Genomic DNA, 14425 nt, shown 5'->3' with positions numbered 1-14425 from the left:
ACCGGACCCGGACGCGTCCCCTTGCTCGACCGACCCCACGAACGGGTTCAGGTCAGGCCAGGGACCTCGACCGTCGCGTCGGCGTACGGCGCGACGAGGAGCGTCGCGGTGGCCCAGCCGCGCGTGAGCAGGCCCGTGTCGGAGTCGGGCTCGGAGTGCCGCTCCGTGCCGGAGTACTGGAGCACCAGGTGCCGGTCGCCGTCCTCGTGGATGTTCGCCTGCACGAGCCCGAACGTCGCGAGCGGAGCCTGCCGCAGCCCGCGCAGCCGGTCCGGCGGGACGTCGGGGACGTTGACGTTGAGCGTGCGCCGGTCGAGCGGGACGTCCCGCGCCGCGTCGTCGTCCATCCACGCGAGGACGTGGTCGGTGACGAGCCGCGCGGTGTCCCAGTGCTGCGGCTCCGCGGCGTCGACCGAGACGGCGAGCGACCGGATCCCGTGCGTCATCGCCGACAGCGCCGCGCCCACCGTCCCGGAGTGCAGGATCGCGTTCCCCGTGTTGGCGCCCTTGTTCGCTCCCGAGAGCAGGAGGTCCGGCCGGGGGCCGAACCCGCCGTAGGCGGCGACGAAGGCGATGAGCGCGGGGGCGGCGCGGACGGCGTAGGAGGTCACGTCGTCGGGCAGGCCCGGCGCCCGGCGGGGCTCGACGGCGAGCCGGCCGTCGCGCTCGGCGCCGAGCAGGGACGCGCTGGCGCCCGACGACTCGCGAGCGGGGGCCGCGACGACGACCTCGTAGCCGGCGTCGAGCGCCGCCCCGGCGAGCACCGCCAGGCCGGGGGAGTCGATCCCGTCGTCGTTGGTCACGAGGGCGCGCACGGTGGTTCTCCTCTGTGGTCGGGGGTCGGGGTCGGTCGGGTTCAGGTGCGGGCCTCGCGCACCGTGATGCGGCGCGCGAGGCGCTCGATCTGGTCGCGGCGGCCCGTGCCGAGCCCGCGCCGCGTGACGTTGAGCGCGCCCGCCGCGGCACCGAGGCGCACGGCGTCCGGGAGCTCGAGACCGCGGCCCAGCCCGACGGCGATGCCCGCCGTCATGGAGTCGCCCGCGCCGCGGTGGTCGACGGTCGTGATGCGCGGCGTGCGCACGGTGTACGTGTGCTCGCGCGTCACGAGCAGCGAGGGGTCGTGCGCGCGCGACACGACGACCGCGCGCGGCCCGGCGTCGACCATGCCGCGCGCGGCGGCGAGCAGGGCCGCCTCGGTGTCGTCGTCGGCGAACCCGCCGTCGACCATCTCCTCGTGGCTGATCTTGAGCACCGCGCCGGGTGCGTCGGCCACGGCGCGCGCCTGCTCCCCGGAGAGGTCGGCGACCACCTGGCGCTCCGAGGCGTGCAGGTCGCGCGCGAGCCGCCCGAAGAACGACGCCGGGACCCCGATCGCGGTCTCCGACCCGGTGAGGATGGTCACCGCGGCGTCGAGCCCGGACACGAGCACCGTCCCGTAGAGGTCGTCGACCTCGTGCCGGTTCAGCGGGAACGGGTCCATGGTCACGACCTCCTCCCGGTGCCCGCTGCGGCGGTCGTGGACGTACGCGCCGTTGCCGCCGGTCGTCGTCGCGCGCAGGTCGAGGTGCTCGGCGCGCGCGAGGTGCGCCGCGACCGTCCCCGTCTCCCCGCCGAACGGCCCGCACACCACGACCTGCGCGCCGAGCGAGTACGCCATGCGCGCGAGCCACAGGCCCTGGCCGCCGGGGTGGACGTGCACCTCGGGCGACGTCTCGAACGGCCCGGCGGGCTCGATCTCCACGGTGAGCAGCGGTGTCAGCGCGAGCACGCACACCGCCGGGACGCGTGCGGGTCCCTGTCCGGACGGGTCGGGCGGGGTGGGGAGCGGACCGGGCGAGGGCGTCGGGGTGGCGCTCATCCGTCCACGCTAGGGGCGCGGTGGCGGGCTCACCCGTCGAGATCCTCGAACCGCGCGTCGAGCCAGCCGGTGAGGCGGTCCGGGCGGTCGGTCATGATGCCGTCGACGCCCTGCACGAGGAGGTCGTCCCACTCGTCCGTCGTGTTCGCGGTCCAGACGTGCACGCGCAGCCCCGCCTCGTGGAGCGTGTCCACGAGGCCTGGCTCGTGCGCGAGGAGCGCGACCTCCGGGTTGCAGGCCACGACCCCCAGGTCGGCGCACACGCTGACGAGCTCACCGAGGCTGTCGGGGTGCAGCGCGAGGAGCAGCGCGCGGTCGAGGTGCCCCGCGGCGTCGCGCAGGGCGGCGACCGTGGGCGGCCAGAACGACTGGACGAGCACGCGCCCGGCGAGGCCCGCGTCGTCGACCTGCTTCGTCACGAGCAGGGTGTCCTCCACCGTCCAGACGCCCTTGAGCTCGACCAGCAGCCCGAGCCCGGGCCGCGCGGCCACGAGCCGCGCGGCCTCCTGGAACGTGGGCACGCGCTGGCCCGCGAACGCGCGCGAGAACGACGACCCGGCGTCGAGAGCGCGCACCTCGGCCAGCGTGAGCCCGTCCACGCGGCCGGTCCCGTCCGTCGTCTCGTCCACGACGTCGTCGTGCAGCACGACGACCTGCCGGTCGGCCGTGAGGTGCACGTCGAGCTCGATCGCGTCCGCGCCCGCGCGCGCCGCGGCCTCGAACGCCGCGAGCGTGTTCTGCGGCGCGACGGACGAGTTGCCGCGGTGCCCGACGACGAGCGGGCGGCCCCCGCGGTCCGCGGCGGGCTGGAGCAGGCGGGCGGGGTGCGGTGTCGTGCGCTGCTCCGGGGGACGACCGGCGGCGGTGGAGGGCATGGGGCCAGTCTCGCGCGCGACCGGCGCCGACGTCCTGCCGGGCCCGCCGCCGGGCGGACCGTTCCGCGAACGTTCACCCGGCGTGCGACCGTCAGCGGCGGCGGCCCGTGAGCGCGAGAAGGTGCGTGAGGTCGTCGGCGCCGTCGTCGACGTCGAGCGGGCCGCGGAACAGCGGGCCCGGCTCGAGGAACGTCGAGCGCGCCTCCGCGTAGTGCAGCGCCCACGCGACCAGCGCGGGCTCGCCGGTCTCGTCCGCCCCGACGGCGCGGGCCAGGTCCCACGCGTGCACCACGAGGTCGAACGTCATCTGGGCGCAGTACTCCGCGCCCGACTCGTCGCCGTAGGACAGGTGCACCCGGCGGTCCAGGGCGTCGGGTGCGAGGAACGCCTCGCGGGCCTGGACGGACGCGTCGACCCACCGGTCCACCGGGTCGTCGCCGAGCACGTCGCCCTCGAAGACGGTGCCGACGTCCTCGACCCAGCGCCCGGCGAGCAGCTCGGGCGCCCAGAGCTGCTCGGCCGTGAGGTGGTTGACGAGGTCGCGCACCGTCCAGTCGGCGTCCGGGGTGGGCAGCGACCACTGGTCGTCGCGCAGCGGGCGGACGAGCGCGTCGAACGCGCCGATCGCGTCGCCGTGGGCGGCGAGGACGTCCATGCGCACCTCCGGGTCCTCGTGAGCCTCCACCGTGGCACGCCGCGCCGCGCACCGCAGGTCGAGCGCAGGCGGAGCGGTCCGGTCGGTCAGCCCGCGCCAGCAGCGCGGCCCGCGGCCCCGGGGACGGTGGGGCCGCGGGCCGCCGTCTCACACCGACACGACGATCTTCACGTGGTCGTCCTTGTGGTCGATGAGCTCGCGGTACCCCTTCTCCACGACGTCCTCGACGGCGATGCGGCCCGTGACGAACGGGGCGAGGTCGACCTTGCCCTCCTGGACGAGCCGGATGACCGCGGGGTGGTCGTCCGCGTACCCGATGGCGCCCTTGATGGTGAGCTCGCGCAGCAGCACCGTCATGACGTCGAGGGTCGGCGGCGCGGAGAACAGCGCGACGATCTGGAGCGTCCCGCCCGCCTTGAGCGCGTGCGTCAGCGTGTCCAGCACCGGCTGCGCGCCCGAGCACTCGATCGCGACGTCCGCGCCGCGGCCGTCGGTGAGCTCGAGGACGCGTGCGGCGACGTCGACCTCGCGCGGGTCGAGCACGAGGTCGGCCACGCCGGTCTCCAGCGCCTTGGCCTTGCGCGCCCCGCTCACCTCGGTGACGACCGCGCGCGCCCCGATCGCCTGCAGGACGGCGCACGTCAGCAGGCCGATCGGCCCCGCCCCGCCGACGAGGACCGTGTCGCCCGCCCGCGCCCCGGACAGCCGGACGCCGTGGTACGCGACCGCGAGCGGTTCGATCAGCGCGGCCTGGTCCAGCGGGACGTCGCCCACGGGGTGCACCCAGCGGCGCTCGACCACGATGTGCTCGGACAGCCCGCCACCCCGGCCGGAGATCCCGATGAAGCCCATCTTCACGCACGCGTTGTAGAGGCCGTCGCGGCACGGCGGGCACTCGCCGCACACCATGAAGGGCTCCACGACGACGGCGTCCCCGACGGCGAGCCCGTCGACGCCCTCGCCGAGCTCCTCGACGACCCCGGAGAACTCGTGGCCGAACACGACGGGCAGCGTCTCGCCCGACAGCGGGTGCGGCTGGGTCTCGGACGGCGCGGGCGGGAACGGGCCCTCGAGATAGAGGTGGAGGTCGGATCCGCAGATCCCCGTCCACGCCGGCCGGATCTTCACGGTCCCCGGCCGGGTCTCGGGCTCCGGGACGTCCTCGATCCGGAGGTCTTCCTTGCCGTGGTACCGCGCCGCCTTCATCGTCCTCACCTCGTCCGTCGGGCCGCGCGCACCGCTCGGTGCGCGGCGGGCGGTCCCCGGACCGGTCCTCGGTGAGACCTCGGCGGGCCGTGGCGACCGACCGCACCTCCACGCTAGGCCGCGGTCCGGTCGGCACGCCGCGCCGAAGGTCCTCGGGTACGGGGCCGGTCGTCGTCGGTGCTCGCGCGAGAGCCGGAGGAGCACCGGGCACGAGCGCGGTGCGGTGCCGGAACGCGGTGCCTGAACGCGGTGCCGGAGCGCGTGCGAACGCGGCACCGGAGCGCGGTGCCGCGGGAGACGCCGCGATACTGGGGCGCGTGACCACGACCCCCGCCCGCGCACGCCGAACCGTCCCCGAGCCCTGCGGGGTGCGCGCGTGATCGACCGGTGGACGTGGCCGGCGTACGTCGGCGTGATCGGCGGGGCGCTGCTCTTCGCGGCGTTCCTCGTGCCCGCCCTCGCGTGGCAGTCGCGCCGGTACGGCGGGCTCAGCGGCCGCCGCCTGGTCGGGGCCGCGGCCGTCGCCGTCTACGGGGTGGCCCTCGTCGCGTACACGCTCCTGCCGCTGCCGAGCGGGGATCTCGCCGAGTGGTGCGCGCGGTACGGCGTCGCGGGCGCCGAGCTCGTGCCGTTCCACTCCCTGGCCGACATCCGTCACGACACCGCGGGCCTCGGACCCGGCGCGACCCTGCGCAGCGCAGCCGTGCTCCAGGTCGTGTTCAACGTCGTCCTGTTCGTCCCGTGGGGCCTCCTCGTGCGCCGCTACCTGGGGCGCGGCGTCGTCGTCGCGACGCTGTCCGGCCTCGCCGCGTCGCTGCTCGTCGAGACCACGCAGTACACGGGGATCTTCGGGATCATCCCGTGCTCGTACCGCGTCGCCGACGTCGACGACGTGCTGACCAACACGCTCGGCGCGCTCCTCGGGGCGCTCGCGGCCCCGCTCCTGCTGCGGTGGATGCCGCGCGCGGCGGAGCTCGAGGCGCGCCGGGGCGAGGCGCGGCCCGTCACGGTGTGGCGCCGCTGGCTGGGGATGCTGCTCGACGCGCTGCTCGTCACCGCGCTCGGCGTCGTGCTGCAGGTGGGCTACCGCACGGTGCTCCTCCTGCTCGGGCGTCCGCTGCCCGACGGGACGGACTGGCCGCAGTGGCTGCTCGGCACCCTCGTCCCGTTCGCGCTCGTGTTCGTCGTGCCCACGTTCCTCGGCAGCGGGGCGTCCTGGGGGCAGCGGACGGTGTGGCTCGCGCCGCGCTGGGCGGGCGGGCCCGGCGCGACGGCGCAGCGCGTCGCCCGCGCGGCCGCCGGGGGCGCGCTGTGGGGGGCGCTGGGCCTGCTCGCCGACCTGCCGACGGGCGTCCCGGCGGCGCTCGCGGTCGCGGGCGACGTGGCCGCGCCGGTCGCGTGGCTGTTCGCCCTGGTCTCGGTGGTCGCGGTCCCGTTCACGCGCGGGCGGCGCGGGCTCTCCGGGGTGGTGTCCGGCGCGGAGGTCGTCGACGCGCGGGACGAGGCGCTCAGTCGTGCGTGAGGAGTCCGACGGTCAGGGCGATCGCCCCCCAGATCACGAGGCCCCCGCCGACGGCGATCGCCATCCCGTTCGCCCCGGTGGACCCGGCCCGGCGCACACCGCGGGCGGCCGTCGCGGCGATCGCGAGGCCGGACACGACGAGCACAGCCCCTGCCACGATCCAGAACATCGCGAACACCGTCCCATACGTCCCCAGTGCTCCGCATCGTGGACGGGCGTCCAGGACAGCCGGACCGGGGAGCGCTCGCGCACGTGCACCGCGGCGACCTGCGGGTTCTCGGGTCGCCGCGCTTCACGGAGAGCGAACAGGTCGACGGCGGGGCGTGCCGAGCCGTGAGACGGGTTGCGCCGAGGCGCGGGCACCCCGCACGGTGTGCGGGTGCACCCGACCCCCGACGGCCCGCCCGTCCGCCGCGTCCTGTTCCCGGGGCGTCACCACGTCGTCACGCGCTACCAGGTCGACTACCTGCGGGCCATGCGTGCCGGGCTCGTCCGCGACCTCGACGGGCGCCGCGTGCGCTGCGCCCCGGACGTCGAGGTCGTCTGGGTCGTCACGTCCGCGAACCACGCGGGCACGCGCCGCAACCCGCTGCCGGGCCACCGCCGCGAGGCGCTCGTCGAGAACGTGACGACCCGGGAGGGGCTCCGGTCCGTCGTCGTGCCGGTGCCCGACGTCGCGCCCGACGACCGGTTCGCGCACCTCGTCGTGACGAGCGTCGCGACGGCGACGGGCGTCGCGCCAGACCCCGCCGACACCGTCGTCGCGTGCTCGACCCCCGCCCTCGTGGAGGCGTACCGCGCCCTCGGCTACCGCGTCGCGGGCGTGGAGCTCGACGCCGCCGAGCCCGGCGGCCGGCACCCCGCCCGGCCGTGGGACGTCGTCGAGCAGATCGCCGCGGGCGACGAGGGCTGGCGGGAGGTCGCGCACCCGGCCGTACCCGAGTTCTACGCGCGCTACCGGTTCGTCGAGGACGTGCGGCGGATCTTCGCCGACCCGGTCGTCTCCGGCGACGGCGACCTCACCTCGACGCGCGACTACCGCACCTACGCCGCCGCGTTCGAGGACGCGTCCGCGCGCAAGTGGGCCCAGGTGGCGCCGCACGTGCGGCCCGGGCGGATCGTCGACATCGGCTGCGCGACCGGCGGCCTCCTGGAGCACGTCGCGCGCGAGCCGCGCCTGCACGAGTCCGACCTGTTCGGGGTCGACGTCGCGCGGCACCTCGTCGCGGAGGCCGAGCACAAGAAGGCCCAGGGCGTGTTCGCGAACCCGCACGTCTGGTTCGTGCAGGCGAACATCCTCGACCGGTCCGTGATGCCCGACGCGACCGTCGACACGACCCTGACGATCGCCCTCACGCACGAGGTCTCGTCGTACGGCGCGGGCGTGCGCGACGTCGAGACGTTCGCGCGTCGCGTCCACGCCCACACGCGGCCCGGCGGGTTGTGGATCAACTCCGACGTGTGCGGCCCCGCCGAGCCGGACCGCGTCGTCGTGCTCACGCTGCGGACCGACGACGGCGCCGCAGCCACAGGGGACGGGCCTGGCGGGGCGCGGGCCGACCTCGACGACCTCGCCCGCGCGGACGTCGCCGCGTGGGTCGGGGCGCTGTCCACCGACGCGCGCCTGGTCCAGTTCGCGCACGACTTCCCGCGCCTGTCCGGCGCCGCGTTCGCGCCCGCGCGGCTGGGCCCCGGGTCGTGGCGCCTCACGCTGCGCGAGGCCATGGAGTTCCTGACCCGCAAGGACTACGTCGACAACTGGCTGTCCGAGTGCCACGAGCGGTTCTGCGACCTCACCGGTCCGCGGTGGGCGGACCTGCTCGCAGACGCCGGCTTCGAGCTCGAGCCGGGCAGCGGCGCGTGGCGCAACGAGTGGGTCGTCGACCACGCCCTCGCGCCCGTCGCCGCGCTCCACGACGCGGCGACCGGCGAGCCCGTCGACTGGCCCGACACCCACGTCCTCACCGTCGCCCGCCGCCCCGAGCTCGCCTGACCGGTCCCCGCTCCCTCGGGAGATCGGGGCGGCGGCGTCGTACGCTCGGAGGCGTGCTCCTCGACGCCCGCACGCTGCGCGGCCTCCAGGACGGGACGGTGACGCTGGCGTTCCGCCGCTGGACGACGCCGCGCGTGAAGGTCGGGACGCTCCAGCGCACGCGGGTCGGCGTCGTCGAGGTGACGTCGGTCGAGCGCGTACCCACCGGCGCGGACGGCGCGCCGCTCGTGTCCGACGACGAGGCACGCCTGGCCGGGATGGCCTCCCCGGAGGGCGTGCTCGCCCGGGGCGCCGCGCGCGAGGGCGACCTCTACCGCGTGGGCATCCGGCTCGCGGGCCCCGACCCGCGCGTCGCGCTGCGCGAGGATGCCGACCTGGACGCGGCCGCCGTCGAGCAGATCCGCGCGGCGCTGGACCGCAAGGACCGTGCCGCCGCGGCGCCGTGGACCCGGCAGTACCTCGAGCTGGTCGCGGCGAACGAGGGCGTCGTCGCGCGCGAGCTCGCCACAGGGCTGGGGATGGCGCGCGACGACTTCAAGGTGCGCGTCCGCCGGCTCAAGGAGCTCGGCCTCACCGAGAGCCTCGACGTCGGCTACCGCCTCTCCCCGCGCGGCAGGGCCTACCTCGACGCGACGACCCCCGACCCCTGACGGGGCGGAGGACGGACGCTTCGACGTGTCAGCGAGTGGTCGCGCTCGACCGCGACGACGCGCTGACAGGTTCGCCAGGGTCGCCGATCGCGGGGAGGCCGTCGATGCTCGTGGAGTTCTTGGTGACGCGGTAGTCGTCGAGCTGCTCGGGCGTCTTGCGACCGGCCCAGCGGTCGAGCAGGTCGCGGTCCTCGACGAGCTCGAGGTGCGGGACGGAGAACCCGCACGAGTCGGAGACGCGCGTGACGTCCACGACGACGACGCCGCGCTGCCCGGCGGTCTCCGCCTTGGCGAAGTGCCCGCGCAGCGCGTCGAACTCCGCGCTCCCGGCCTCGACGTACCGGCCGGTGCCGTGGAACCGGACGATGTTGGGCGGCCCGGAGAACGCGCAGAACATCACGACGATGCGGCCGTTCTCCCGCAGGTGCGCGGGAGCCTCCGCGCCCGACCCGGTGTAGTCGAGGTAGGCGACGCGGTGCGGGTCGAGCACGGCGAACGTGCCCGCCATGCCCTTGGGCGAGACGTTGACGTGCCCGTCGGCCGCGAGCGGCGCGGTGCCGACGAAGAACACCGGCTGCGCGAGGACGAACGACGCCAGCCGGTCGGTGATCTCTGCGTGCACGGTGCCCATGGGGGCGAGTCTGGCACCGGCGTGGGAGGGCGTCGGTAGTGTCCGGTGGATGAGCACGAGGACGGCACCCGACCACGACCCCAAGGCCACGCTGCTGCGGTACCTCGGCCGGGAGCGCGACGCGCTCCTCGCCAAGGCGGAGGGGCTGAGCGAGTACGACGTCCGCCGTCCCCTCACACGCACCGGCACGAACGTCCTGGGCCTGGTGAAGCACGTGGGCAGCGTGCAGCTCGGCTACCTGCACGAGGCGTTCGGCGGCACCCACGACCTGGAGCTTCCCTGGTTCGCCGACGGCGCGGAGGTGAACGCCGACATGTGGGCCACGGCGGACGAGAGCCGGGAGGAGATCCTGGAGCTCTTCCGCCGGTCGTCGGAGCTGTGCGACGCGACCGTGGCGTCGCTCGACCTCGACGCGCCCGGGCACGTGCCGTGGTGGCGCCCGGAGAACCGCGACGTCACGCTCCACCAGGTGCTCGTGCACGTGCTCGCGGAGGTGGCGCACCACGCCGGCCACGCCGACATCGTGCGGGAGCTCGTCGACGGCGTGGCGGGGGACGGACGGGGCAACCTGCCTGCGCTCGACGACGACGAGTGGGCCGCCTACCGGGAGCGGCTCGAGGCGTCCGCCGTCGAGGCCGCGCGGCGCGCGGGCGAGCGACCCTGACCGCGAGACCGACCCGCCCGCCGCCAGATCGGCCGTCGGAGGGTCGATCTCGGAGCGGGCGTCGCGACGACGCCGCGGTCAGGCGCGCTCGAGCAGGACCGCGACCTCGTAGTGCGACGTCTGCGGGAACATGTCCAGCACCCGGGCGGCTCGCGGGCGCAGCGACGGCATGAGCGCCAGGTCGCGCGCGAGCGACGTCGCGTTGCAGCTCGAGTAGACGACGTGCCCGACGCCGGACTCCTCGAGCCACGTGCTGAGCGTCTCCCCGATGCCGCGCCGCGGCGGGTTGACGACGACGAGGTCGGGCACGTCCTGCCGCGACAGCGCGAACGCCGTCGCGTCCTGGGCGAGGAACGCCGTGCGGTCGAGGCCTGCGTCCCGCGCGGTGAGCCGTGCGCTCGCGACGGCCTCGGCGCTCGTCTCGACGCCGACGACGTCCCTGTCAGGCCCGGCCACGTGCAGCGCGAATCCGCCCACCCCGCAGTAGAGGTCCCAGACCGTGGCGGGCACGGCGTCGTCCACCCACTCGCGGCCCTGGCGGTAGAGCGCCGCGGCGACGTCGGTGTTGGTCTGGAAGAAGCTCTGCGGGCGCAGGTGCAGGTCGATCCCGTTGACGCGCATGCGCAGCGTCTCGGCGTCCGTGAGGAGGATCTCCGTCTCGCCCTCGACCACGGCCTTGTGCTCGGGGTGCAGGTTCGCGGAGACGACGCGCAGCGACGGGAGCGCGTCGAGCAGGCTCGGCAGGTGCTTGCGGACTCGGGGGAGCGACTCCGTGGACCGGAGGACGAACCGCGCCATGAGGTCGCCGTCGGGGGAGAGCGTCACCAGCACGTACTTCAGCTCGCCGCGGCGGGTGCGCACGTCGTAGGGGACGAGCCGCGCGCGCGTGACGAACTCCGCGAACGCCGGGAACGACGCCTGGAGCGCGGGCGGGTAGAGCGGGCAGTCGGTGAGGTCGACGCCGCCGCCCTCGCCGAGGATGCCGAGCACCGGGGCGTCCGTCGTGCCCGTGACGACCATCTTCGCCTTGTTGCGGAAGCCCGACTCCGCCGAGTCGACCGTGGGCAGCCAGGTCAGGTCCGGCGCGAGCGGCGCGAGGAGGTCGGCGCAGTGCTCCTGCTTGCCGGTGAGCTGCGCCGGGTACGCCAGCTCGAGGAGGCTGCACGACCGGCACCGGCCGGCGTCGTAGTGGTGGCACTGCACTCGTTCGAGTCTACGGGCGTGCCGGAAAGGGTTCCGCCACCGCCGTGGGAGCGCTCCCTAGCGTGCGCGGCCGCAGTCCGCTACGGTCGTGGCAGCGCTCCCACACCGGTGTGGGACGGCGCTGTCGCCGGGCCGGTCCGGCGAGTGCGGTGACGACGGAGTAACCGAACAAGGAGCAGATCCGGCATGAATCTCGACAGGCGGAGAAGGAGCAGACGAGCGTGGGCCGCGCTGTGCGCGGCGGTCCTCGCGGTGAGCGGGGCGGTCGTCGGTACGGCGGCCCCCGCGAGCGCGGTCCCGGCGACCATCCCGCTCACGATCACCAACGACTCGGGCAAGGGGCCGATCTACCTGTACGTCCTCGGCGAGCGCGACGGCGTCGCCGGCTGGGCGGACGCGGGCGGCACGTTCCACCCGTGGCCCGGCGGGGTGGGGCCCGTGCCCGTCCCGGCACCCGACGCGTCGATCGCGGGCCCCGGCCCCGGCCAGTCCGTGACGATCCAGCTCCCGAAGCTGTCCGGGCGCGTCTACTACTCGTACGGGCAGAAGATGACGTTCCAGATCGTGCTCGACGGGAGGCTCGTCCAGCCCGCGGTCCAGAACGATTCCGACCCCAACCGCAACATCCTCTTCAACTGGACCGAGTACACGCTCAACGACGGCGGCATCTGGATCAACAGCACGCAGGTGGACCACTGGTCCGCGCCGTACCAGGTCGGGGTGAAGCGGTCCGACGGGCACGTCCTCAGCACGGGCATGCTCAAGCCGAACGGCTACGAGGCCTTCTACACGGCGCTGGAGGGCGCCGGGTGGGGCGGCCTCGTGCAGCGCGCGCCCGACGGGAGCCGCCTGCGCGCGCTCAACCCGTCGCACGGGATCGACGTCGGCAAGATCTCCTCGGCGTCGATCGACTCGTACGTCACCGAGGTATGGAACTCCTACCGCACGCGCGACATGGTCGTCACGCCGTTCTCCCACGAGCCGGGGACGCAGTTCCGCGGGCGGGTCGACGGCGACTGGTTCCGCTTCCGCAACGGGTCCGGGGCCGAGGTGGCGGCCTTCAAGAAGCCTGACGCGTCGAGCGTGTACGGGTGCCACAAGGACCTCCAGGCGCCGAACGACCACGTCGTCGGCCCGATCGCCCGCACGCTGTGCGCCGCGCTCGTCCGCACCACGGCGCTGACCAACCCGAACCAGCCCGACATGAGCAACGCCGGCTTCTACCAGGACTCGCGGACGAACGTGTACGCCAGCCTCGCGCACCAGCAGATGGCGAACGGCAAGGCGTACGCGTTCGCGTTCGACGACGTCGGCGCGCACGAGTCGCTCGTCCACGACGGCAACCCGACCGCCGCGTACATCAAGCTCGACCCGTTCACGGGCACCGCGACGCCCATCGGCGACGGCGGTGGCGGCACCGAGGAACCGAATCCGGGCGGCGGGCTGCCGACCGGCACCGGGACGATCCGCGCCACCACCGCGCTGTGCCTGGACGTGCCGTGGGCCGACCCGACCGACACCAACCAGGTCCAGCTCGCGAGCTGCAGCGGCAACGCGGCGCAGCAGTGGACGCGCGGGTCCGACGGGACCGTGCGAGCGCTGGGCAAGTGCCTCGACGTCGCCCGCAGCGGGACCGCGGACGGCACCGTCGTCTGGATCTACACGTGCAACGGCACGGGCGCCCAGAAGTGGGTGTACGACGCCGCGTCCCAGGCCCTGCGCAACCCACAGTCCGGCAAGTGCCTCGACGCGCAAGGCGGAGCGCCGCTCCACGACGGCCAGAAGGTCCAGCTCTGGACCTGCAACCAGAGCGCGGCCCAGCGCTGGTCGTTCTGACGCCGTGGGGTCCCTGACCCGGTAGCACGCCCGGTGCCCGATGACGCCCGCTCGCGGGACGTCGTCGGGCACCGGTGCGGGGCGCGACCGGGGCGACCCGCACGGTGTCCGCGGGGCGTCAGGCCGGCTTGGTCGCCTTGCCGTCGAGCCACAGGGTGTCGGACTCGTCGCGGTGCGTGCCGTCGGACCCCACGTGCTTCGACGAGATCTGCGGGCCCTTGGTGATGACGTGCACGATCGCCATGCCGTGACCGCGCCCGAGCCCGTAGTCGTCCTTGAGCCACTCGAGGATCGGCGTCGCCTTCGTGGACTCGTCGAACCCACGCACGTGCGCGAGGTCGACCAGCTGGCGCGGGGTGAGGCCGGTCTTGTCCTCGACCGCGTCGAGATAGGCCTGGAAGGACATGCGTGCTCCTCGTCGTCGGGGGCGGGCCGCTCGACCCGCCGGTGAACCTACCGACGGTCGCCCACACGTCGACTCATCGGTCGAGCCGCGGAGTCCTCCGAATGGGGCGGCGTGGTCGGTTGCCTGATCGCAGCACGTCCGTCACCGCGTTCTCCACCAGCACGGGGACGAAGTCGCGCACGTGCGCGGTCTGGTACCGCCCGAGCTCCGCGAGCACCTGGTCGCGGACGTCGTCCACCGGCACCTCCGGGAAGCGTGCGCTGATCCGCTCGACCACGACGTCGATCTCGCGGTCCTCGTCCTCGATCGCCATGACCCGACGTTCCGGCCCCGCAGCGTGGCGCACAACCAACTGCGGATGAACAGACGGCGCACGCGCCGCGCCGCCCGCATGCGGTCGTTGGATCCCGGTACGCTCGGGCAACCGATGTGGACGATCCTCGTGCTGTGCGCGTTCCTCGCAGCCACGACCGCGATGCTCGCCCTGGGCCTGATGCTCGACCGTGGCGCCTCGCGACGTCACCGACGACGGACAGCGGTACACGTGCATCGAGGAGCCGCTCGGCGGATTGAACCCGCTGTCGTCCGACGCGACCGACGCGTGCGTCCAGACCAATTGGATGACCGTCGCGCTCGTGCTGCTCGGGTGCGCGGCCCTGGTGGCCGCGGAGCACGTCGTCCTCCGCCGTCGTGCACGCTGACACGGCGCAGGATCCTTGCCGATCCGCCGACGTCGGTCGCGTCGGGAAGGACGCCTCCGTGATCGGGGAAGCCCTTCTGGGACGTTCCTGGTGGGCCCCGTGGGGCTCGAACCCACAACCTACGGATTAAAAGTCCGCAGCTCTGCCAATTGAGCTAGAGGCCCTGGACGCTCGGCGTCCAGGCACAGGTTACCCGCGCGCCTGAGGCGGCGGTTCGTGGCGAGT

General features: G+C 74.5%; 16 protein-coding genes and 1 tRNA gene. 6 read left to right on the top strand and 11 right to left on the bottom strand.

The window, feature by feature from the left end; all coding sequences use genetic code 11:
* Positions 1 to 47 precede the first annotated feature (47 nt).
* The 5 genes from surE to NF338_RS03195 all read right to left on the bottom strand — a co-directional run bounded on the left by surE (position 48) and on the right by NF338_RS03195 (position 4594).
* Positions 48 to 815 (bottom strand): 5'/3'-nucleotidase SurE, encoded by a 768-nt coding sequence (gene surE / locus NF338_RS03215; RefSeq protein ID WP_264029473.1) that lies wholly within the window; start codon positions 813 to 815, stop codon positions 48 to 50.
* Between the two features lie 41 nt (positions 816 to 856).
* The gene (locus tag NF338_RS03210) at positions 857 to 1858 is read right to left on the bottom strand and encodes a 1-phosphofructokinase family hexose kinase (RefSeq protein ID WP_204539656.1); all 1002 of its coding nucleotides are present in this window, start codon (positions 1856 to 1858) and stop codon (positions 857 to 859) included.
* 29 nt (positions 1859 to 1887) lie between these two features.
* Positions 1888 to 2733 (bottom strand): glycerophosphodiester phosphodiesterase, encoded by an 846-nt coding sequence (locus tag NF338_RS03205; protein ID WP_264029472.1) that lies wholly within the window; start codon positions 2731 to 2733, stop codon positions 1888 to 1890.
* A 91-nt stretch (positions 2734 to 2824) separates the two neighbouring features.
* Positions 2825 to 3388 (bottom strand): TIGR03086 family metal-binding protein, encoded by a 564-nt coding sequence (locus NF338_RS03200; RefSeq protein ID WP_264029788.1) that lies wholly within the window; start codon positions 3386 to 3388, stop codon positions 2825 to 2827.
* 147 nt (positions 3389 to 3535) lie between these two features.
* On the bottom strand, positions 3536 to 4594 hold the full coding sequence (locus NF338_RS03195; protein WP_264029471.1) for a 2,3-butanediol dehydrogenase: 1059 nt from the start codon (positions 4592 to 4594) through the stop codon (positions 3536 to 3538).
* Positions 4595 to 4970: 376 nt separating this feature from the next.
* Here NF338_RS03195 and NF338_RS03190 point away from each other — a divergent pair, with 376 nt between their 5' ends.
* Positions 4971 to 6116: a VanZ family protein gene (locus tag NF338_RS03190; protein ID WP_264029470.1), complete on the top strand. Its 1146-nt coding sequence runs from the start codon at positions 4971 to 4973 to the stop codon at positions 6114 to 6116.
* Here NF338_RS03190 and NF338_RS03185 read toward each other — a convergent pair.
* Positions 6103 to 6285, bottom strand: a complete 183-nt coding sequence (locus tag NF338_RS03185; protein WP_264029468.1) for a hypothetical protein — start codon at positions 6283 to 6285, stop codon at positions 6103 to 6105. The genes NF338_RS03190 and NF338_RS03185 overlap by 14 nt on opposite strands.
* Positions 6286 to 6495: 210 nt before the next feature.
* On the opposite strand from NF338_RS03185, the gene NF338_RS03180 reads away from it, so the two are divergent.
* Positions 6496 to 8109: a class I SAM-dependent methyltransferase gene (locus NF338_RS03180; RefSeq protein ID WP_264029466.1), complete on the top strand. Its 1614-nt coding sequence runs from the start codon at positions 6496 to 6498 to the stop codon at positions 8107 to 8109.
* Between the two features lie 53 nt (positions 8110 to 8162).
* Positions 8163 to 8759, top strand: coding sequence for an ASCH domain-containing protein (locus NF338_RS03175; RefSeq protein ID WP_264029465.1), 597 nt, complete (start codon positions 8163 to 8165; stop codon positions 8757 to 8759).
* A 28-nt stretch (positions 8760 to 8787) separates the two neighbouring features.
* Here the strand turns inward: NF338_RS03175 and NF338_RS03170 are convergent, their stop codons facing one another.
* A complete protein-coding gene (locus tag NF338_RS03170) occupies positions 8788 to 9390 on the bottom strand; it encodes a pyridoxamine 5'-phosphate oxidase family protein (RefSeq protein WP_264029464.1) in 603 nt (200 codons plus the stop codon).
* Between the two features lie 49 nt (positions 9391 to 9439).
* On the opposite strand from NF338_RS03170, the gene NF338_RS03165 reads away from it, so the two are divergent.
* A complete protein-coding gene (locus NF338_RS03165; RefSeq protein ID WP_264029463.1) occupies positions 9440 to 10054 on the top strand; it encodes a DinB family protein in 615 nt (204 codons plus the stop codon).
* 78 nt (positions 10055 to 10132) lie between these two features.
* On the opposite strand, the gene rlmC is transcribed toward NF338_RS03165, so the two are convergent.
* On the bottom strand, positions 10133 to 11257 hold the full coding sequence (rlmC, locus tag NF338_RS03160; RefSeq protein ID WP_264029462.1) for a 23S rRNA (uracil(747)-C(5))-methyltransferase RlmC: 1125 nt from the start codon (positions 11255 to 11257) through the stop codon (positions 10133 to 10135).
* Between the two features lie 186 nt (positions 11258 to 11443).
* On the opposite strand from rlmC, the gene NF338_RS03155 reads away from it, so the two are divergent.
* On the top strand, positions 11444 to 13093 hold the full coding sequence (locus NF338_RS03155) for a glycoside hydrolase family 64 protein (protein ID WP_264029461.1): 1650 nt from the start codon (positions 11444 to 11446) through the stop codon (positions 13091 to 13093).
* A 118-nt stretch (positions 13094 to 13211) separates the two neighbouring features.
* On the opposite strand, the gene NF338_RS03150 is transcribed toward NF338_RS03155, so the two are convergent.
* Positions 13212 to 13499, bottom strand: a complete 288-nt coding sequence (locus tag NF338_RS03150; RefSeq protein WP_264029460.1) for a DUF4287 domain-containing protein — start codon at positions 13497 to 13499, stop codon at positions 13212 to 13214.
* 73 nt (positions 13500 to 13572) lie between these two features.
* The gene (locus NF338_RS03145) at positions 13573 to 13812 is read right to left on the bottom strand and encodes a three-helix bundle dimerization domain-containing protein (RefSeq protein ID WP_264029459.1); all 240 of its coding nucleotides are present in this window, start codon (positions 13810 to 13812) and stop codon (positions 13573 to 13575) included.
* Positions 13813 to 14002: 190 nt separating this feature from the next.
* On the opposite strand from NF338_RS03145, the gene NF338_RS03140 reads away from it, so the two are divergent.
* Positions 14003 to 14200 (top strand): hypothetical protein, encoded by a 198-nt coding sequence (locus NF338_RS03140; RefSeq protein ID WP_264029458.1) that lies wholly within the window; start codon positions 14003 to 14005, stop codon positions 14198 to 14200.
* 88 nt (positions 14201 to 14288) lie between these two features.
* Here NF338_RS03140 and NF338_RS03135 read toward each other — a convergent pair.
* Positions 14289 to 14364: transfer RNA gene (locus NF338_RS03135), tRNA-Lys, on the bottom strand.
* Positions 14365 to 14425 lie beyond the last annotated feature (61 nt).

It is taken from the genome of Cellulosimicrobium sp. SH8, from assembly GCF_025818875.1.
GTDB classification, from domain to species: domain Bacteria; phylum Actinomycetota; class Actinomycetes; order Actinomycetales; family Cellulomonadaceae; genus Cellulosimicrobium; species Cellulosimicrobium cellulans_D.
Note: the sequence above shows the minus strand (reverse complement) of the source record. Positions and strands in the feature narration are given on the sequence as shown.